The 19,740-nt window shown below is 46.8% G+C and carries 14 protein-coding genes; 11 read left to right on the plus strand and 3 right to left on the minus strand.

Annotated elements, in window-relative coordinates; genetic code table 11:
* Window positions 1-26: 26 nt before the first annotated feature.
* Window positions 27-569 carry an AAA family ATPase gene (locus tag OCV12_RS17890; protein WP_261886754.1) on the plus strand — a complete coding sequence of 181 codons (543 nt, stop codon included), beginning with the start codon at window positions 27-29 and terminating at the stop codon, window positions 567-569.
* Window positions 570-678: 109 nt separating this feature from the next.
* Here OCV12_RS17890 and OCV12_RS17895 read toward each other — a convergent pair whose 3' ends face one another.
* Together OCV12_RS17895 and OCV12_RS17900 are read right to left on the minus strand one after the other, a co-directional pair.
* Window positions 679-1,542: a MurR/RpiR family transcriptional regulator gene (locus tag OCV12_RS17895; protein WP_261886755.1), complete on the minus strand. Its 864-nt coding sequence runs from the start codon at window positions 1,540-1,542 to the stop codon at window positions 679-681.
* Window positions 1,543-1,631: 89 nt separating this feature from the next.
* Window positions 1,632-2,906: an amino acid deaminase gene (locus OCV12_RS17900; RefSeq protein ID WP_261886756.1), complete on the minus strand. Its 1,275-nt coding sequence runs from the start codon at window positions 2,904-2,906 to the stop codon at window positions 1,632-1,634.
* A gap of 176 nt (window positions 2,907-3,082) precedes the next feature.
* On the opposite strand from OCV12_RS17900, the gene OCV12_RS17905 reads away from it, so the two are divergent.
* From OCV12_RS17905 to OCV12_RS17930, 6 genes are all read left to right on the plus strand, one after another.
* Window positions 3,083-4,516: an N-acyl-D-amino-acid deacylase family protein gene (locus OCV12_RS17905; RefSeq protein WP_261886757.1), complete on the plus strand. Its 1,434-nt coding sequence runs from the start codon at window positions 3,083-3,085 to the stop codon at window positions 4,514-4,516.
* A gap of 103 nt (window positions 4,517-4,619) precedes the next feature.
* Complete coding sequence (locus tag OCV12_RS17910) at window positions 4,620-5,012, plus strand: RidA family protein (RefSeq protein WP_017065166.1); 393 nt, start codon at window positions 4,620-4,622, stop codon at window positions 5,010-5,012.
* Between the two features lie 206 nt (window positions 5,013-5,218).
* On the plus strand, window positions 5,219-6,733 hold the full coding sequence (locus OCV12_RS17915; protein WP_048660497.1) for a sodium:solute symporter family protein: 1,515 nt from the start codon (window positions 5,219-5,221) through the stop codon (window positions 6,731-6,733).
* Window positions 6,734-6,862: 129 nt separating this feature from the next.
* The gene (locus tag OCV12_RS17920) at window positions 6,863-7,810 is read left to right on the plus strand and encodes a sugar kinase (RefSeq protein ID WP_261886758.1); all 948 of its coding nucleotides are present in this window, start codon (window positions 6,863-6,865) and stop codon (window positions 7,808-7,810) included.
* A gap of 20 nt (window positions 7,811-7,830) precedes the next feature.
* Window positions 7,831-8,460 (plus strand): bifunctional 4-hydroxy-2-oxoglutarate aldolase/2-dehydro-3-deoxy-phosphogluconate aldolase, encoded by a 630-nt coding sequence (locus OCV12_RS17925; protein ID WP_123283653.1) that lies wholly within the window; start codon window positions 7,831-7,833, stop codon window positions 8,458-8,460.
* 136 nt (window positions 8,461-8,596) lie between these two features.
* Window positions 8,597-11,047 carry a beta-N-acetylhexosaminidase gene (locus OCV12_RS17930; RefSeq protein WP_261886759.1) on the plus strand — a complete coding sequence of 817 codons (2,451 nt, stop codon included), beginning with the start codon at window positions 8,597-8,599 and terminating at the stop codon, window positions 11,045-11,047.
* A gap of 119 nt (window positions 11,048-11,166) precedes the next feature.
* On the opposite strand, the gene OCV12_RS17935 is transcribed toward OCV12_RS17930, so the two are convergent.
* Entirely contained in the window at window positions 11,167-13,230 is a 2,064-nt protein-coding gene (locus OCV12_RS17935; protein ID WP_261886760.1) for an ATP-binding protein, read from the minus strand.
* A gap of 229 nt (window positions 13,231-13,459) precedes the next feature.
* Here OCV12_RS17935 and OCV12_RS17940 point away from each other — a divergent pair, with 229 nt between their 5' ends.
* From OCV12_RS17940 to lhgO, 4 genes are all read left to right on the plus strand, one after another.
* Complete coding sequence (locus OCV12_RS17940; protein ID WP_261886761.1) at window positions 13,460-14,800, plus strand: sigma-54-dependent transcriptional regulator; 1,341 nt, start codon at window positions 13,460-13,462, stop codon at window positions 14,798-14,800.
* Window positions 14,801-15,120: 320 nt separating this feature from the next.
* A complete protein-coding gene (locus tag OCV12_RS17945; RefSeq protein WP_261886762.1) occupies window positions 15,121-16,134 on the plus strand; it encodes a TAXI family TRAP transporter solute-binding subunit in 1,014 nt (337 codons plus the stop codon).
* 147 nt (window positions 16,135-16,281) lie between these two features.
* Window positions 16,282-18,459: a TRAP transporter permease gene (locus OCV12_RS17950; protein WP_261886763.1), complete on the plus strand. Its 2,178-nt coding sequence runs from the start codon at window positions 16,282-16,284 to the stop codon at window positions 18,457-18,459.
* A gap of 26 nt (window positions 18,460-18,485) precedes the next feature.
* Entirely contained in the window at window positions 18,486-19,700 is a 1,215-nt protein-coding gene (lhgO, locus tag OCV12_RS17955) for an L-2-hydroxyglutarate oxidase (RefSeq protein ID WP_261886764.1), read from the plus strand.
* Window positions 19,701-19,740 lie beyond the last annotated feature (40 nt).

The raw sequence follows: 19,740 nt of genomic DNA on the forward strand, positions 1-19,740 counted from the left end.
TATTTTCCCCCTTTGAAGAGGTTCATTTGAATACCCTAATTGTATTTACAGGTGGGCCGGGATCCGGCAAAACCTCGGTCATCGACGCTTTGAAAAGCAAGGGCTATCGCTGCGCACCAGAGGTTGGGCGTAAAGTGATTCAGCACCAAGTTGAGCAACAAGGTAGCGCTTTGCCGTGGTTAGATAAAGTGGCTTTTCGTGATGAGATGGTGCGAGAAGAGTTAGCTAATTACCAAGTATTTGAGGCAAGTGAGCAACTCGTTTTTTTTGATAGAAGCATCGTCGATTCATACGGTTACAGTTTGTTAGAGACGTTGCCTATTCCAGAATCCTTGCTCAATAGCTGTAATGAGCTCGTATACAACAGTAAGGTGTTTATCTTCCCGCCATGGGACTCTATTTTCATTAATGACCAAGAGCGCAAGCAAGATTTTAAAGAGGCGGTTGCCACCTATGAAAAGATGGTGGAAGCCTATACTCAGTTTGGTTATCAGCTGGTGGAAGTGCCTAAGCTATCTGTCGAGGAACGAGTCGCGTTCATTTTAACTTCAATTGACTCAGGCGAGTAATTTCTAGCAAATCCACAACTAAAAAGCCCCGCAGTATCGACTCGATTTAGTAGATTCTGCGGGGCCTTTTTATTGAGATTTAGTTGGCGAGGTTCTAGTTCACAAACGTTTAGTCACCGAGAGGCTGTCGGTCACCGCCGCCTCGGTAAGAATCGAGTGCAACCTTCAAGCGACGCAGTTTGTCGCGCGAGCGGTTCTTGTGATTGACCGCCATTCCCATTGAAAGCACATCCACCAATGCCAGCATTGCGTAGCGAGATGCTGATGGCTTGTAGATGAAGTCGGTTTCCATGTGTTTGATTGGCAAAACAATATTGGCAATCTTTGCCAGAGGCGTGTCTTGTGGGGTAATCGCGATGATCTTAAGCCCGTATTGCTTCGCTAGTTCGGCCGTTTCGGTGATCACTGGCGTAAAACCTGTCGCGGAAATCATCACCATCACATCATTGGCATCCGCAGTGGCAGCAACCATGCGTGACATTAAACCATCGTTGTACGACACCACTGGGTAACCCAAACGAAACAGTCGGTGTTGCAGCTCTTGAGAGGCGATGGTTGAGCCGCCACCCATACCAATAGCAATGATCTGTCTGGCGTTATGCAGCCAGCTGACTGCGGTTTCAACGTCTTGCTCTTTGAACAGAGTGCGGTTGATGTCTAGGCTCTGCTTGATCGATTCGTAGATACCTTGATAGCCAGTCTGGTCAACAGGTTCGAGGATAAAGCGCTGGCCAACGGTTAGTGTCTGAGCCAATTTAATCTTCATATCACGCACGTTGTTACAGCCGATCGCCTTTGCAAAACGGGTAATCGTGGCTTCACTGACTTGAGCACCTTCAGCAAGCTCTGTGATACTGGCATTGGCTGCAAAATCAATGTCGTCCATGATCAGCTTGGCGACTTTTTTCTCTGCATCACGAAGAGCGGGAAAACGCTCCGTTATCTGTGAAATGATATCTACTTCTAAACTCAAGAATCCTGATCCTTTGTTGATGGGGCTAAGCCTTAGCCCCGTTAGTATATCTGATTGCTTCGCTGATTCTAGCTTATTGAAAAATCGAACTAGAAGCAGGTTTCTACCCAGTGGCTGACCTGATGATCGTCATCGCTGATGGCAATGTAGCGCCATTTGTCGAAGGTTAAACATGGGTGTGAGGTTGAGAACGCAATCATGTCGCCCACTTCGATCTCAGCAGAACCATCCGTTTCAACAAAGGTGTGCTGATCCATTACAGCGGTAGCTGTTAGCCCTTTCACTGAGATAGCTTCACCATTGCGATATCCACGCTCAGCAATAGGCAAACCTGCATCGAAGGCAACATCACGCTTACCTAGCCCAATCACCAGTTTGGTTGGCTCTGGACGAGAGATAACATACGCCCACACCTCAAGTGCCGATTCTAAGTCACCGCCCAGTTCACACGCGTAACCTTGGTTTGCTTGGGCACGTTGCAACACCTTGCTTTGGGCATCGAGGTAGATCCCAGTATCGTGAATCGCATAACAACCAGGGCGGATAATCGCTAAATAATCCGTTAGGTTTGCCAAGCATTCTGCCACCACGTCATACCAAGCCGAGCCTGCGCCCGTAATGATAGGTTGACCGGTAATTAAGCCATCTGATGCGAGGCTTTCAACCGAGGTCAGCGCTTGGTTTAAGAAGGTACGAATGTCTTGCTCGGCATTGTCGCCATGAATAACACCCTCGTATACCTCAATACCCGCTAGGGAAAGCGCAGGCGAATCTTGGATAGTTTGCGCCAGCTCTAGAACCTCTTGAGGTGAACGACAACCACAACGCCCACCCGGAACACCAAACTCGATTAGCACTTTTAGCGTCTGCTTTTTGTTGGCGAAATATTGGTTGAGTTGCTGCACGTTGACTGACGAATCCACACAGCAATAGAAATCAACGTCGAACTCATTAATAAGCTGTTCGATTATGACCATATTGGTTTTTCCTACCAATTGATTAGCCATGATGATTCTTTTTGCTCCTGCCATTGCTGCAATTTCTGCTTGTGCAGGTGTCGCAACGGTAATTCCCCAAGCGCCATTTTCTAGCTGTTGACGGAAGAAGTCAGGTGTCATTGAGGTTTTGCCGTGTGGCGACAATTTAACCTGGTGATGTTCGGCGAATGATTGCATCCAATTCAGGTTATTGGTCAACGCTGATTGTTTGATAATTGCTACCGGAAGCGAAATGTCTTCATCAATCAACCGATAAATACCGTTCTCAGATTGTGATATTGCTCTCCCTTTTTGGCCTTTTTCAGTCAAGATGAAACTATCTTTTTGATACTTTATAACATATTTTTGTGCAGGGTTATGTTTCATTACTGATTCCTAACATGATTTAAGTGTTTGTTATTTAATGTTTAAGTATATCTGTGATGCATTTCGTGATAGAAACTATCACACAAATTAAAATATTATGTGTGTTTTGTCACTGAAAATAATCGGCTGGATTTCTAATATAGTTCCATTAACAAAGTGGATTGAGAGAGTGAGAAATGTTGTTCGATACGATAATTAAAAATGTAGAGGTGTTTGATGGCACCGGCGAACAATCGTTTTGTGCCGATGTAGCAATCCGAGATGGAAAAATCGCCGAAATTGGCAAAATCGATCATGAAGATTGTAGCCAGTTGGTTGAGGGAGCAGGCTTAGCATTGGCTCCTGGTTTCATCGATGTACACACACACGACGATACCAATGTAATTCGTTACCCAGACTGCCTACCTAAGATTAGTCAAGGTGTGACAACCGTGATTGTTGGTAACTGCGGCATCAGCGCATCACCAACGGTGTTGGCGGGCGATCCACCTGACCCAATGAATCTATTAGGCGCGCAGGCTGATTTCAAATACCCAACCTTTGCCGCGTATGCCGAAGCCGTAGAGCAAGCGCAACCAGCGGTGAACGTAGCAGCGTTAGTTGGCCACACCACATTGCGTAACCAAGTGATGGACGACCTACAACGCACCGCAAGCGAAGAAGAAATTGCAGCAATGCAAACCAACCTTGATTTAGCGATGGAGCAAGGTGCATTGGGTTTGAGCTCGGGTTTGGCATACGCAAGCGCGAAACAGGCCAACGCTAATGAAGTAATGCAGTTAGCGAAAGTGTTGTCTAACCATGGCGGCATCTATACCACGCATATGCGTACCGAATTCGAAGAGATTTTAAGCGCGATGGAAGAGGCGTTTGAAACAGGGCAATACGCGAAAGTGCCCGTTGTTATCTCTCACCTTAAATGTGCAGGTGCAGGTAACTGGGGCAGAACCGTTGAAGTACTTGATTTGATGGACAAGGTTTCTGAGCACCAAGATGTGTCTTGCGACTGCTACCCATACTCAGCGAGCTCTTCGACATTAGATTTGAAACAGGTGACGGACGATTTCGATATCTTCATTACTTGGTCTAAAGCAAAGCCAGAACATGCAGGCAAAACGCTTAAGCAGATTGCTGATGAGATGAGCCTACCGTTGATGGACGCAGCAAAAGCGCTTCAACCAGCAGGTGCGGTTTATCACTGTATGGATGAGAACGATGTAAAGCGCGTATTGAAATACAAACTGACCATGGTTGGTTCTGATGGCTTACCAAATGACCCTCATCCGCATCCAAGGTTGTGGGGCACTTTCCCGAAAGTGTTGGGTCACTACTGCCGAGATGAAAAACTGTTCGCGCTGCCAGAAGCGATTCACAAAATGACCGGAATGTCTGCGAAGCGCTATAACCTCGCGGGAAGAGGTGAGATTCGCCAAGACGCATTTGCCGACTTAGTTCTATTTGATCCAAAGAATATTAAAGACACAGCAACATTTGAAAACCCTATTTCAGTTGCTGAGGGAATCGAAAGTGTATTTGTAAATGGTGAGTTAACTTACCAAAAAGGAAAAGTGAAAAATAATCGTTCAGGCGTTTTTATTTACCGTAATTAGAATTTAATTATTTTATTAAATATACAGTAATAAGAAAACGACGAATTAATTTAAATGTATTGGAACAGAACCAATATTATCTATAAAGAAGTGGAGTTAAAAAATGACTATTAAACGTTACGGTGTTGAAGGCGGTACAGGTACAGGCGGACAACATTTACCATTTGCACGCGCAACTGAAGCGGGTGGTTTCCTATACGTTTCTGGCCAGACACCGATGACAGATGGTGAAGTGGTAGAGGGTGGTATTGTTGACCAGTCTCGCCTAGCGATCCAAAACTGTGTCGATATCATGACTGAAGCGGGCTACGGCCTAGAAGACGTAATGCACGTAAAGGTTGTGCTAACGGATTCTCGTTACTTCCAATCTTTTAATAAGGTATTCAAAGAGTTCTTCGGTGCTAACCCACCGGCTCGTATCTGCATGGTTTGCGACCTAGTTGTAGACGTGAAGGTTGAAGTAGATGTGACTTGCTACCGCGCGGATCGCGTTTAGTAATAACCTAATCACAATTACCTACTTAGAGAGTATTAGGGGTTAGTCATCCCTGTTATTATCCTTTAATACTCTCACCCTACATTTATAAAAATTACTTTAATTAAAATAGAAAAAACAAATAAAGTAATTATATGAAATATAAAAATGAATGAATCATAAATAAAGTTCAAGAATGAACTCAATATTTCACTGAGAGGTGTCAAATGAACAGCACACTTTTTCTTACAGGCTTCGGCGTGTACGTATGTTTTTTAATTTGGTTAGGCTGGTTTGTCTCGCGTAATCAAAAATCTGGCGAAGATTTCTTATTAGGCGGCCGTGGCCTGCCACTATTTTTAGTACTTGGTACAACAGTTGCGACTATGGTCGGCACGGGGTCAAGTATGGGCGCGGTTGGCTTTGGCTACGCAAATGGCTGGGCGGGTGCTCTGTACGGAATTGGCGGTGCTGTAGGCATCCTATTGCTTGCACTTTGGTTTGCTCCGGTTCGTAAACTGAACTTCATGACCATGAGTGAAGAGCTAGCTTACTATGTTGGCGCTAACCGAATCGTAAAAAACGTGGTTGGCCTACTTATCTTTATCGCGTCAATCGGTTGGTTAGGTGCGCACATTCTAGGTGGCGGCATGTACCTAGCGTGGATTGCAGACATCGACCTTAATCTTGCGAAAATCATTATTGCTGCAGCATTCACGATCTACGTTGTTATCGGTGGTTACACAGCGGTTGTATGGACTGATACGATTCAAGCAATCATCCTTTTTGCTGGCTTCATCCTAATGGCGGTAATGTCTGTTGATCACATTGGTGGCATGGACAACCTTTACGCTGCGATGGACCCTGCTGCTACAAGCTTTTTAGCAATCGATAAACTGGGCATTCTGCCTGCTGTTTCTTTGGCTGTGGTTATCGGTGTGGGCGTACTGGCAACACCTTCATTCCGTCAGCGTATCTACTCTGGTAAAGATGTTTCAACTATCCGTCGCTCATTCGTCGCTTCTGGTGTGTTGTACCTTTTCTTCTCAATTATTCCAGCAATCATTGGTATGGCTGCACACGCAATCGACCCATCATTGGATAACCCGAACTACTCGTTCCCATACGTAGCTGCAACGGTTCTTCCAGTTGGCGTAGGCATGATTGTTCTTATCGCTGGTCTATCTGCAACTATGTCGAGCGCAAGCTCAGATGCGATTGCCGGTGTATCTATCCTACTGCGTGACGTGTACGTGATGTTCACAGGCCGCGTACCAAACAAAGAATCAATGCTGAATTACTCTCGTCTAGCTTTAGTTGTGGTGATTGGCTTCGCACTATTGTTCGCACTGACGTCAAACGACATCATTGGCTACATCACTAAGATGATTTCAACGGTTATGTCGGGCATGTTTGTGTGCGGTATGTTGGGTAAATTCTGGAAACGCTATAACTGGCAAGGTGCTCTTGCAACGCTAGCGGGTGCTTCTGTAGCTTCATTCGTAGTAATGCTAAACGCTGACTACACAGCCTTCTGGGGCAACCCAGTAATCCCATCATGTCTGTTTGCTCTAACGGCAGGTGTGGTTGTGAGCCTAGTGACTCCGGCTAACCAAGTAACACCTGAAATGGCAAAAGCGATTCTTGATGACGAGCGCGCTCTGATGGAGATGGAAATGTCTGAGACTGGCGTACTTGAAGAAGAAGCGGCACCTCAACGTCCTGCAAATCAAACAAGCTAATCTCAACGCTCCACAGCGAGTTAGTACAAAAAAGTTAGTACAACAAATTGTGGAGTGATTTAGCTAGCTCAGGCTCTGCTTAGCGGCAGGGCCTTCTTCCCCACTTATATCTCTATTTTAGGATCGGCTATGCCTGCATCTTCTCATTTCAATATTGCTTTCTTTGGCGAATGTATGGTCGAAATCAGCGGCTCTCCATTAACCAAAAAGTTTGGCGGTGACACACTTAATACCGCGCTTTACCTTTCTCGCTTAACGCAACATCAAAACCTCTCTGTGCACTATGCGACAGGGCTTGGCAGTGATGAGCTGTCTCAAAATATGATTGATAGCTGGCAGCTAGAAGGTATTCAAACCAATTTCGTAGAACGCATTGCGAACAAGCTTCCTGGACTCTACATGGTCGAAACCGACGAGACTGGTGAACGACACTTTCACTACTGGCGCAACGACGCGGCAGTTAAATCTTACTTTCAAGCTGACGACCTGAATAAGCTTGAAATCGCGCTAACAGAGAAACAAGTCGATGCGGTTTACATCAGCGGTATCAGTATCGCGATTTTAGATGACACCTCACGTGAACGTTTGTTGAAAGCCATTGGCGTATTCTCAAATCAAGGCGGCAAGGTGATTTTTGATAACAACTATCGCCCGCAACTTTGGACGGCTGAACAAGCTCAGCACTGGTACGCCAAGTTACTGCCATTGGTAGACATCGCACTGATTACCGAAGACGACGACTTGTTGGTTTGGGGCAATGGCGAGAGCGTTCAACAACGCTGCCTTCGCTTGGGTTGCCAAGAGATCGTCATCAAACGTGGCTGTGAGCCATGCAAGGTTGTTCAAGTTGAACAAGGCGATGTTGTTGAGAGCTATGTATCAGCGACTCGTGTTTCTAACGTGGTCGACACCTGCGCAGCGGGTGACTCCTTTGCCGCGGGTTATCTGGCGGCGCGTCTTACTGGTGAGAGCACCAATGATGCTGCTGAACTAGGTCACCAACTGGCTTCTACCGTTATTCAATACTCAGGCGCCATCATCCCGGAAAGCGCTATGAATCACTTAATTAAAAAATAGAAAAATAAAGCGAATTTATTATGTCTCAAGAAATGATCAACACACTTAAGCAATTCAAAGTTATTCCTGTTATTCAAATCAACAAGGTGGAACACGCGATTCCACTAGCTAAAGTATTAGTTGAAAACGGCCTGCCAGTGGCAGAAGTGACGTTCCGTACCGAAGCGGCAGCAGATTCGATTCGTGCGATGCGTGATGCTTACCCGGAGATGTGTATCGGCGCGGGTACAGTACTAACACCTGCGCAAATCGACCTTGCTAAAGAGGCGGGCAGTGAGTTCATTGTGGCACCGGGATTGAATCCAAACACAGTAAAACGTTGCCAAGAGATCGGCATGCCAATCGTTCCTGGCGTCAACAACCCAAGCCAAGTAGAGCAAGCGTTGGAGCTAGGCCTTAACTTCTTGAAGTTCTTTCCTGCAGAAGCGTCTGGTGGCATCAACATGGTGAAATCTTTGCTAGCGCCTTACGTTGATGTGTCGCTAATGCCAACGGGCGGTATCGGCAAACACAACGTCAATGATTACCTAGCGATCGATCGCGTAGTCTGTTGCGGTGGCACTTGGATGGTTTCTCCAAAGATGATCGAGAACGAACAGTGGGATGAGATCGCGGTGTTGGTTCGTGAAGCGGTTGAGTTGGTTAGCTAGTCATAAGTTTGTGAGCTCATTCGTTTGTTAACAGGCGAATGAGCTCACGATAAACAACAGCAGTGGCTGAAGGTTCTGTTTTGTGAATTGCCTCCGATAAACAAAACAGAACGTCCGTTATATAGGAAAACTAATAATGAAAAAAACTATATTGTCTCTATTGATTTCAGGTTCAGTAGTGTCCCCAATGGCGTTAGCAATGGCTCCGAATACCGATCTAAATTTAATGCCGTATCCACAGACCGTCGAGCTTCAAGCTGGACAAGTTAAGGTCGACGGTAACTTCAAGGTTTACATCAAAGGCTTTAACTCTGACCGCGTTGAATACACCGCGAAACGCTTTATCGACCGCCTAGAGCGCCAAACTGGCGTGCCGATTTTAAACTGGCAGGTTGATAGTGCAGACGAAGCGAACCTGATCATTGATATCGACGCGGCACCAAAGTCTGAAGTACAGAACATCGACTCTGTAGAGTCCTACAAGATTACCACTCAGGGTGAGCAAATCACGCTGAGCGCACCAAGCCCATATGGCGCTATCCACGGCATCGAAACCCTTTTACAGCTCGTTGAAACCACGGCGACTGGCTACCATATTCCTGCCGTAACGATTGTTGATGAGCCTCGTTTCCGTTGGCGTGGTGTTTCTTACGATACCTCTCGTCACTTTATTGAGTTTGATGTGCTGATTCGTCAGTTAGATGCGATGGCGTCCGCGAAGATGAACGTGTTCCATTGGCACTTCTGGGACGATCAAGGTATCCGTATTCAAACGGAATCTTGGCCGCGTCTGTGGTCTGAAACTGCCGATGGTAATTACTACACCAAAGATCAAGTTCGTTACCTAGTTGAGTATGCTCGTAATCTTGGTATTCGTGTTATTCCTGAAGTCTCCTTGCCGGGTCACTCTTCTGCTGTAGCGCATGCTTACCCACGCTTGATGTCGGGTGGTGAAGGCCAAAGCTACGAACAAGAACGTGGTTGGGGCGTATTTGAGCCATTGATGGATCCACTTAACCCTGAGCTCTATGAAATGCTGGGTGACGTGTTCGACGAAGTGACAGAACTGTTCCCAGATGAGTACTTCCACATCGGTGGTGATGAGCCGAACTATGCCCAGTGGAAAAACAGCGAAAAGCACCAAGAGTTCATTGAAGAGAATAACATTGATGGCGAGCGCGGCTTACAGTCTTACCTCAACGTAAAAGTTGAAAAGATGCTGGAAGAGCGCGGCAAGAAGATGACCGGTTGGGATGAGATTTGGCATAAAGATCTGCCAACTTCTATTGTGATTCAAAGCTGGCAAGGACACGACAGTATCGGTCGTGCGGCGAAAGAGGGCTACCCAGGTATTCTGTCTACCGGTTACTACCTAGATCAACCTCAGCCAACCAGTTACCACTATCGTAATGACCCAATGCCAAGTGGCATCACGGTTGACGATAAGCTGCACAGCGGCGAGAAGTTTGTGACTTACCAATGGCAAAAGCCTCGTTCAAAAGGTAGCCTACGTAAGGGAACACTGACTATTATTGAAGCGAAAGACGGTACTTTCCGCGCGTTCAGTGATTACAACGGCAAGTCTCGTGAAGAGATCTACATCCTTGATTATGTGCCGGGTAAAACCTTTGTTGGCCACTTCGATAACTTCATGTCTTACACCGAGTTTAACTTGAACTTGAATCCAAATGGGTTTGCGGAAGGCAGCTATCAGTTAATTGGTAACGTGCGTTGGCCAACCACAGGTGAAGTGATTGCGAGCAGCGATGTAGAAGGCAGCGTGATTCCTGAGCCAAATGGTGGCTACCCTGCGGAGCTAACCGACAAAGAAAAAGAGTTGATTTTAGGTGGAGAGATCACCATGTGGCTAGAAAACAAAGACAGCCTCACGGTCGAAAACTACCTATGGCCTCGCAGCTATGCAATTGCAGAGCGTTTCTGGTCTGATGCAGAACTGACAGACGAACGTAGCATGTACAAGCGCATGAAAGCGATGGACACATGGTCGGAAATCTCAGTAGGTCTGCGTCACCACGCCGATGCCGATATGTTGCTGAAGCGCATTGCTAGAGGTCAAGACATCCAAGATCTTCGTATTCTTTCAAAGTACACCGAGCCAGCTCAATACTACGCTCGCAACTGGGAAAAGTGGAACTCAACAGAACCTAAGGGCACTTTGTACAGCCAATACGAGCGCCTAAACCGTTTCGTGGATGCGCTGCCAGTAGAAAGCTACGCGGTGTATGAGATGCAAGACTTGGTCAATGAAGTGGCGACAGGCAATCAGCAGGCGCTAGAGCAACTTGCAAAGCATTATCAGCAAGCAAAATCAGCTGCACTAGCGGCGGAAACTGTCTTCGCGGGTAACGTATCTTCGGTAGAGACTGTGGTGGTGGCTGAGAAAACCGTCGAAGTCGCAGACTTGGCGCTTACCTTGATTGCTAAAGCGCAAGCGGGTGAGAAGGTAAGAGAAGCCGATGTGAAAGCCTACCAAGCGATACTGTCTGATTCAGCGAAGATCTATGATGAATCGATCGTCGCGATTGTTCGCCCAACAGAGCTATTGTTGAAGCAGCTAGCTGAGTAAGTCGTTAACGGATTAGCGAATAAGTCACACGCCAATCAGTGAATCAAAACCGCCCTCTGTGGGCGGTTTTTTAGTTTTAGCGACTCGATAGAGTGTGGCGTTAAGTTCTATGTAAGTAATTACTCACTATTGATGTTCTGCAGCGTTAACGTAAATGTCATGCCTTGGTCTGAGTTGTTCTTCGCTATTAAGGTACCTTGCATATCACGCACGTTGTTTGCCGTGATAGCCAACCCGAGCCCCAAGCCTTCGCCCATCTTTTTGTTGGTATGGAAGGGTTCGAAAATGGTTTCGAGTTGATCTTCAGACACACCACAACCGTTATCTTGAACCTTGATGACCACGCGTTGTTGCTCGGTATGAGCACTGATAACAATGGTCGCTGGTTTCTGATTCTGCGTGGCATCGACAGCGTTTCTAAGCAGGTTACCAAGCACTTGTCTAAGTCGCGCTTCTTCTCCCATTACCATCGAAATATTGGAAGCGACACGCACGCGAATATCGACGTTTTCCAGTTCGGCTTGATGAATACGCAGGGTTTCTTGCAGTGCGTCTGTCAGTGAAACTGGGTATGGCTTTTCCAATCTTTGAAAGGCGAACGACTTCAATTGGCTAGTCATGTTAGCCATTCTGTCGATTAGGCTCATGACTAAGTCCATGTTCGCTTTCAACATCTTAGTCTCACCTCTTTCCATCAGTAGCTGGTTACTTGAAAGCAGGGTTTTTAGGCCAGTAAGCGGTTGATTGAGTTCATGAGTAATGGCACTCGACATTCGACCTAATGCGGCAAGTTTGCTTGATTCGACCAACTCTTGCTGTGCATCTTTGAGGTCTTGCGTTCGCTCTTCTACCCGCAGTTGAAGTGTCTTATTGGCTTCCTGAACTGCGATCTCTGCCTTCTTACGTTTACTGATATCAATCACGGTACACAGGTAATAGGTCGTGGCATGCCAAGGAAACGCGCTAATAGAGAACAATACGGGGAAGTAGCTGCCATCGCTGCGTCTTGCCATGGTTTCGACGCTGGTGATCTCGGCCAGTTCTTGGTGTTGATCCAAGTTCTTGAGTAGCTGTAACGTGGTTGAATTCGGATTGCCCGCTTCAAATAACTGCCACGCCTTAATGTTGTTGATCATCGAATCGGACAGGCAGAAGTAGTTCTTCGCCATTAGGTTAATGTCGTGGATGTGGCCGTGTTTATCGATCAGTACAAGCCCAACGTGGGTCTTGTTGATCATTCCTGATAGGCGTTTCTCCGACTCTTCGATAAGCTTTTGGATTCGCAGATTACTGAGTTTTTTCTGGCGTCTTTGGTAGAGAATGACCAGTAATAGCATGATGAAAAGACAGCCCACCGCTACGCTCCAACTTATCCAGCTGGTGGTTTGGTTGAGGCTGGTTAATGGCGTTAGGTAAGTTAATCGCCAGTTGAGGTCGTCTAGCTTGATCGACTGAATCAGATAGTCTTTACCTTGCAGTCGCCACACGCGAATGTGGGTTTGGTCATACAGCTCGCGCTTTGTCGCTGTCGGCTGAGAGTTGAAGGTGTCATTAAACCAGTCAGCACTCAATCGGTTATCACTGGAGAGGAAGAATTGATCACGAGGGTTTTGGAACAGTATCGCTTCACCATCGGCAAACCATTGATCGGTTAACAATGACAAATCGATTTGTACTGCGACAATGCCGACCACATCAGAGGCTCGATAAACGGGTGCGGCAATGAAGTAATCGGGTGTCACGCCTTTGTTTTTTGTCACCACTGAAATCGCACCACCTTGCTGGTGGATCTTAGAAACAATTGTGCTGGCGTTCTTATTGCTCAGTTTGCTTCTTTCGACACTTGATACCAACAAGTCACCTTCGCCAGAAAGCAGATACCAACCCTTGGTATTAGCGGCTTTATCCAATTGAATCAGTTGTTTCTTGATGCGTTTTTCAAGGCGGTCTTCACCATCGATAAAACGCACTGTGGTTTCATCATTGGTGACTAGGTAGGGCAGATAATAGAAGCGCTTAAGGGTTCTCCTGGCTTCGGCAATGTAACCAAGGAAGCGCTGCTCAGCATAGCGCTGGGCTTGTTCGAGTTTCCACTGGCTGATGCCATTTTGGGTGGTGACCTGCACTAAACCAATCAATAAACAGGCACATAGGAATAACCAATATCGATTGTTGTTAATCATGCTTGATTAAATCCTTTTAAAATTAGTGAGTTGCCTATCCAAATTAATGAGATGCGAAGCTTCACCGTTTTATGGCTTGGAAGGTGGAGCGTGGGACAAATCGAAGCTAACAAACATTATTAAACTGTTAAAGGAGTGTTATTCAAAGTGGGAGCTAGCTCCTTTTCGTCTGCTTCTTTTTTACATACCGTGGGCGACATTATTCAGATGTAAGCGGCGGAACCAAACTATGCAGCGTATTGCTTTAATTGAAGATGACGCGATTGTGCGTCAAGCAACCAGCCAATGGTTACAGTTGGCGGGCTTTGATGTCACCGCGTTTGAAGTGGGGCAAGATGCGTTAGATGCTGTCGAGTTGGGTGATTTTCAGACCATTATCACCGATGTTCGCTTACCTGATATTGATGGTGTTGAACTATTAGGGCGCTTTAAAAGTCTTGTGCCAGATGTGCCTGTTATCTTGATCACGGGTCATGGCGATGTCGATATGGCGGTAAAGGCGTTACAGCAAGGCGCGTATGACTTTATTGAAAAGCCATTCGACCCAGAGCGCCTGTCTCAAACGGTATCGGAAGCGGTCGACAAACATCAAAGCGGCCAAGACAGAATCAGCCGCCAAAGTTACCTAGATAACTTGAAGGGCATTGAACAGGTGCTGATTGGTCGAAGTAAGGTGATGTGCGAACTACGAGAGCAAATCCAGAAAGTCGCTTCGATAGATACCAATGTGATTATCTATGGTGAAACGGGTTGTGGTAAGGAGCTGGTCGCCTCTTGCTTACATGAATTCAGCCAACGCAAAACCCATCCTTTTGTGCCGCTTAACTGTGGCGCGATTCCAGAAAATCTGTTTGAAAGCGAGCTGTTTGGTCACGAAGCTGGCGCCTTTACGGGGGCGGCTAAGCGACGCATTGGTAAGCTTGAGTTTGCCGACAAAGGCACCGTGTTCCTTGATGAGATAGAGAGTATGCCGCTGTCGATGCAGGTCAAAGTGCTGCGTACTTTACAAGATAACGTTGTCGAACGCGTGGGGGGAAATCAGCAACAGAACGTCGATCTGCGAGTGGTCTCCGCCTCGAAAAGCGATCTGCTCAATCATCCTGATTTTCGCCAAGATCTTTTTTATCGTTTGAACGTCGCGCAACTGCATTTGCCTCCGCTTAGTGAGCGAGAAGACGATGCTTTGATTCTCTTCGAGCATTTTACCCAAGAAGCGAACAGTGAAACTCGAATCGCCAGCGAGGCGGATCGCTATGCCTTGTTGTCTTATGCGTGGCCGGGCAATGTGCGTGAACTGCGTAATGTTGCGATTCGTTTTGCCTTAGATGAAAGCCTGACCGTTGGCGATATTTTGGCGTGTCGTCCTAACTCAGTAACAGAGTCCACAACGGCAGGTATCCCGTTGGCGGTTCAGGTTCAGAGCTTCGAGCGAAAAGTGATTCATGATGCGCTAGTTCGTTATCAAGGGCGAATCAATGATGTGATGCAAGACTTGGATTTACCTCGTCGAACATTGAATCAAAAGATGGTGCGATATGCTTTAAACAGAAGCGATTATGTCGATTCGTAAATGATGACAAGATTTGAAGTGCGCTCTGAATCAATGAGCAAAAAATGGCTCACCTCATATTTGTCACTTTATAAATATTGATCACATAAATATGACACAGTGTGACCTCACTACCTTTAAACAGATGTTAATGGCTGCTTTGGATAAGCAAAAAATGGCTCATTCATTCGCAGTCAAATAAGCAAAAAATGGCTCATTTAAAGTGGGTTTTGAAATAAAGTTAAATTAAAACAGTAATTTAAAAATTGGCATTGCGCTTGCTATCTAGCGATTGTTGTTAACAAAAATATAACGTGAATAACTCTACATGGAGAGTAACAATGAAATACAACAAGCTAGTTAAAATTTTAGCAATCGCAATGGCCTCTATCGGCCTTATCAGCAACGCCTCAGGTCAAGAAGAGCGTAGCTACATTTTAGCGACGGCTTCAACGGGCGGTACTTACTACCCTGTGGGCGTAGCGTTGGCGACATTGAGTAAAGTTAAGCTTGCGCCAAAGCAGCACTTTTCTTTGGCGGCGATCAGCTCTGCGGGATCTGGTGAGAACGTAAAACTGCTCAATGAAAACGAAGCACAGTTTGCCATTTTACAGGGCTTGTACGGTGCTTGGGCTTGGCAAGGTTTAGGGCCATACGAGAAGTCGGGCAGCCAAACTCAGCTGCGTTCAGTGTCTATGCTGTGGCAAAACGTTGAGCACTTTATTGTGCGTTCTGACCTGACAGAAACGGGTACCATGAGCGACTTAGAAAATCTAAACGGCAAGAAATTCTCTATCGGTAAAAAGAACTCAGGGACAGAGAATTCAGGACGCCAGATCATGCAGGGCCTGTCGGTTAACCCAGAACAATTTAAACTCGCCTTTATGGGTTACGGTGGCAGTGCCAGTGCACTACAGAACGGCACGATTGATGGCATGAACACACCTGCTGGCGTGCCTGTTGGTGCGGTAACACAAGCCTTTGCTGCCTTGGGTGAAGACATTCAAATCCTGTCTTTTACCGATGCGCAGATCAAACAAGCAAATGGCGATTACAACATCTGGACCAAGTACGAGATCCCAGCGAACACTTACCCTGGTGTTGATAAGCCAATCACCACTATCGCACAGCCTAACTTCCTAGCGGTTCGTGAAGACATCTCTGAAGAAGATGTTTACCAACTGACCAAAGCTATCTATGAAAACCTACCTTTCCTACAAGGTATCCACAAAGCAACCAAAGCAATGGCACTCGAGAAAGGGATCGCAGGTTTGCCTGTTCCACTTCACCCGGGCGCTGCACGTTACTACCAAGAAGTGGGCATCGAGCTTCCTTCTGAGTTGATCGTTAACTAACGGTCGGCTGACGGTTTACTTCCGTTAAACAAAGACACCCTTAGTGACTTAATTGCTTGGTGCACGTTCGATCGTGAATGTGTTCGTGCACCTGCTTATTTTATGGATTTTCTCTGCGCATTTCGCTGTGGAGAGCAGGAGTTTTCTATGAGCGATTCGCTGCAGCAGGAACTGAAAAAATTTGAATTGCCGACCCGAACGGATTTTCCGTGGGTGGGCAAAGCGATAACCACCATGGGAGTGATTCTCTCCCTATTACATATTTGGTTTAATACCTTATCGACCTTGCCAGAGCTTTGGATCTCGGCGACTCACTTTGCTGGTTTTGCGATCATTTGTGCGCTCTGGTATCCCGCTCATATCTCGCTGAAAAGGAGCAAGATAGCGCTAGCGGTCGATATCGGAATTGCCTTGGCAGCTCTGGCTTGTCTTATCTACATTCCCTTTGCAGAAGACGCCCTTTATGAGCGAGGCGTGAAGTTCATCGCCAGTGATTGGTTCTTCTCTATTTTGGCGATTGCCATCGTCATTGAGTTGATTCGCCGCACCATGGGCTGGTTTATTCCAGTGCTTATCTTGGTGTGCTTGAGCTACGTGGTGCTCTGGGGACAATGGACTAGTGGCATCTTCCACTTTCCGGGTCTGAGCCTTGAAACACTGCTTTACCGAAGCTTTTACTCATCGGAAGGGATGTTTGGTTCGATCTCGAGAATCAGTTGGACCTTCGTGTTCATGTTCATCCTATTTGGCGCATTCTTAGTACGCTCGGGTGTTGGTGATTACATCATTGATGTGTCTCGCGCGGCGGCAGGTAAAGTGATTGGTGGCCCGGGCTTTATCGCGGTAATTGGCTCAGGCTTGATGGGTTCAGTGTCTGGTTCGAGCGTAGCAAATACCGTATCTACGGGCGTTATCAGTATTCCTCTGATGCAAAAAGCTGGTTTCCCTTCGCGTTTCGCGGCAGGTGTTGAAGCGGCTGCATCAACGGGCGGGCAGTTGATGCCACCAGTGATGGGCGCAGGTGCGTTTATCATGGCGTCTTACACACAGATCCCTTATGTCGATATTATCGCGGTTTCCTTCTTACCTGCGCTTATCTACTTCTTGTCGGTAGCGTTTTTTGTGCGTATTGAAGCAAAACGCAGTGGCGTGCAAAAAGTCACTTCTGGCTGTGAACCTCTATTGAAGGTATTGCTGTCGGGTTGGCACAACCTGATCCCATTAGCGGTGTTGGTGACTCTGTTGGTGAAGGGCTTCACGCCGACTTACGCTGCAGGTATTTCAATTCTGTCTGTCGTAGTGGCTTCATGGTTCTCTAAAAATCACAAAATGGGTCCAAAAGCGATCGTCGAAGCACTTTCTCAAGGCGCAAAAAACATGGCGACCACGGCGGTATTGTTGGTGGGCATTGGCCTCGTTATCAACGTCATCAGCACGACTGGCATTGGTAACACCTTCTCATTGATGATCAACAGCTGGGCGAATGGCGACTTGTTGGTGATGATTGCCTTGATCGCGCTCGCGTCTTTGATTCTGGGTATGGGCTTACCAGTAACCGCCGCTTATATCGTGTTGGGCACTCTGTCTGCGCCAGCCTTGTACAAACTGATTGCTGAAAGCCAGTTGCTCGACTTGTTGGTTTCGGGTCAGTTACCTGAACAGGCCAAAGCCATCTTCATGTTGGCGGCACCAGACAAGTTAGACTTACTGAATGCGCCAATGGCTCTCGAAACAGCCAAAGAGATGATCGCGTTAGTCCCTGCTGACTTTGTCGAAACGCTACTTGAGCAAAGCTTAGGCTTGGAAGCAATCAGCCTTGCGCTGCTTTCTGCACACTTGATCATCTTCTGGTTATCGCAAGACAGCAACGTAACCCCACCTGTTTGTTTAACCGCATTTGCAGCCGCAACCATTGCTAAAACACCGCCGATGAGAACTGGTTTAATGGCGTGGAAGATCGCCAAAGGCTTGTACTTGGTGCCACTGCTTATCGCTTACACCAACTTAGTAAGTTGGGATGTGACCTCGGTTTTGGTCACAGGAGGCTTTGCTATCATTGGTACTTACGCGTTTGTTGCCGCGATTGAGGGTTACTTAGAGAGTGAAATTAATCTCGCGCTTCGTGCCGTGTTGATTGCACTGGGTGTGGCTTTGGTTTGGCCTGATGTGTCAATCGTGATTCGCTTGGTGTGTGTGGCTCTGTTTATCGCTATCTTCATCTACAGCGGTCGTAAGTACGATATCAATCAAGTGAAAAAAGAATCGGACGATGAGCAAGATTCGTTGCCTCAAACCGAGCCTGACACTGTCGTGTCTTCCCTATAATTTAAAGGACTGAATGTAGGAACATTATGAACTCAATATACGACTATATTATCGTTGGTGGTGGCATTGTTGGCGTGTCGACGGCATGGCAACTACAGCAAGCTCACCCTGATAAAAGTATCCTTTTAGTCGAAAAGGAGCGTGGCTTTGCGCAGCACCAAACCGGTCACAACAGTGGTGTGATTCACGCTGGCGTTTACTACGCTCCGGGCAGTTTAAAGGCGGATTTTTGTAAGCGCGGCGTCGAGCGCACCATCGCCTTTTGCAGCCAACACGATATCCCCGTTGAAAATTGCGGTAAGTTGTTGGTCGCGACCAATGAGCAGGAAGTAGAGCGCATGAACGCGCTTTATCAACGTTGTCATGATAACGACATTGATGTCGATTTGTTGGACCAAGCACAGCTCAAACTCGCCGAGCCTAACATCACGGGCTTGGGCGCGATTTATGTCAAAACCACCAGTATCGTCGACTACAAAAAAGTCACCGAAGTAATGGCTCAAGAGTTTGTTGAGGCTGGCGGCAAGCTTAGCTTAGGTACAGAAGTGATTATGGCCGATGAGCAAGAGGATGAGGTGCAGTTAACTTGCAAAGTAGACGGTCAGACTCTTCAACTGAACAGCCGATTCTTGATCACTTGTTCTGGCTTAATGGCCGATAGAATGACCAGCATGCTTGGCATTGAAACCGACTTCCAAATCGTCCCTTATCGCGGTGAATACTATCAGTTGGACGCCAAACACAACCAAGTGGTGAATCACCTTATCTATCCTATCCCTGACCCTGAGCTGCCTTTCCTCGGCGTCCATTTAACACGTATGATTGATGGCTCGGTAACGGTAGGACCTAACGCGGTTCAAGGGTGGAAGCGAGAAGGTTACGGTAAGCTTAATTTTAGCGTTAAGGATACCTTGCAGATGCTGAGCTTTACTGGTTTTTGGAAGGTGACGGCTAAGCACCTAAAAACCGGTTTGGTTGAGTTTAAAAACTCGTGGTGGAAGCCGGGATATCTAAAGTTGGTTAATAAGTACTGCCCAAGTATCACTGTGTCTGACTTCAAGCCATACCCAGCAGGCATTCGTGCTCAAGCGGTACTCAAAGATGGCACCTTGGTTCATGACTTTCTGTTTGCCGAGAGCCCAAGAAGCTTGCACGTGTGTAATGCTCCATCGCCAGCAGCGACTTCGGCAATGCCGATTGGTGAGTATATTTGTACTAAGGTGATGAAAAAGACGGCTTGATGATAACGGAAGATCATTGATCGAACTTTCCTCCGAAGAT

Source organism: Vibrio pomeroyi, from assembly GCF_024347595.1.
GTDB lineage: Bacteria > Pseudomonadota > Gammaproteobacteria > Enterobacterales > Vibrionaceae > Vibrio > Vibrio pomeroyi.

Coding starts and splice junctions, on each gene's coding strand:
- OCV12_RS17900 (WP_261886756.1), bottom strand. CDS start 2,906: ATGAAACATAACCCTGCACAAAAATATGTTATAAAGTATCAAAAAGAT.
- lhgO (WP_261886764.1), top strand. CDS start 18,486: ATGAACTCAATATACGACTATATTATCGTTGGTGGTGGCATTGTTGGC.
- OCV12_RS17910 (WP_017065166.1), top strand. CDS start 4,620: ATGACTATTAAACGTTACGGTGTTGAAGGCGGTACAGGTACAGGCGGA.
- OCV12_RS17950 (WP_261886763.1), top strand. CDS start 16,282: ATGAGCGATTCGCTGCAGCAGGAACTGAAAAAATTTGAATTGCCGACC.
- OCV12_RS17905 (WP_261886757.1), top strand. CDS start 3,083: ATGTTGTTCGATACGATAATTAAAAATGTAGAGGTGTTTGATGGCACC.
- OCV12_RS17940 (WP_261886761.1), top strand. CDS start 13,460: ATGCAGCGTATTGCTTTAATTGAAGATGACGCGATTGTGCGTCAAGCA.
- OCV12_RS17930 (WP_261886759.1), top strand. CDS start 8,597: ATGAAAAAAACTATATTGTCTCTATTGATTTCAGGTTCAGTAGTGTCC.
- OCV12_RS17945 (WP_261886762.1), top strand. CDS start 15,121: ATGAAATACAACAAGCTAGTTAAAATTTTAGCAATCGCAATGGCCTCT.
- OCV12_RS17915 (WP_048660497.1), top strand. CDS start 5,219: ATGAACAGCACACTTTTTCTTACAGGCTTCGGCGTGTACGTATGTTTT.
- OCV12_RS17935 (WP_261886760.1), bottom strand. CDS start 13,230: ATGATTAACAACAATCGATATTGGTTATTCCTATGTGCCTGTTTATTG.
- OCV12_RS17920 (WP_261886758.1), top strand. CDS start 6,863: ATGCCTGCATCTTCTCATTTCAATATTGCTTTCTTTGGCGAATGTATG.
- OCV12_RS17925 (WP_123283653.1), top strand. CDS start 7,831: ATGTCTCAAGAAATGATCAACACACTTAAGCAATTCAAAGTTATTCCT.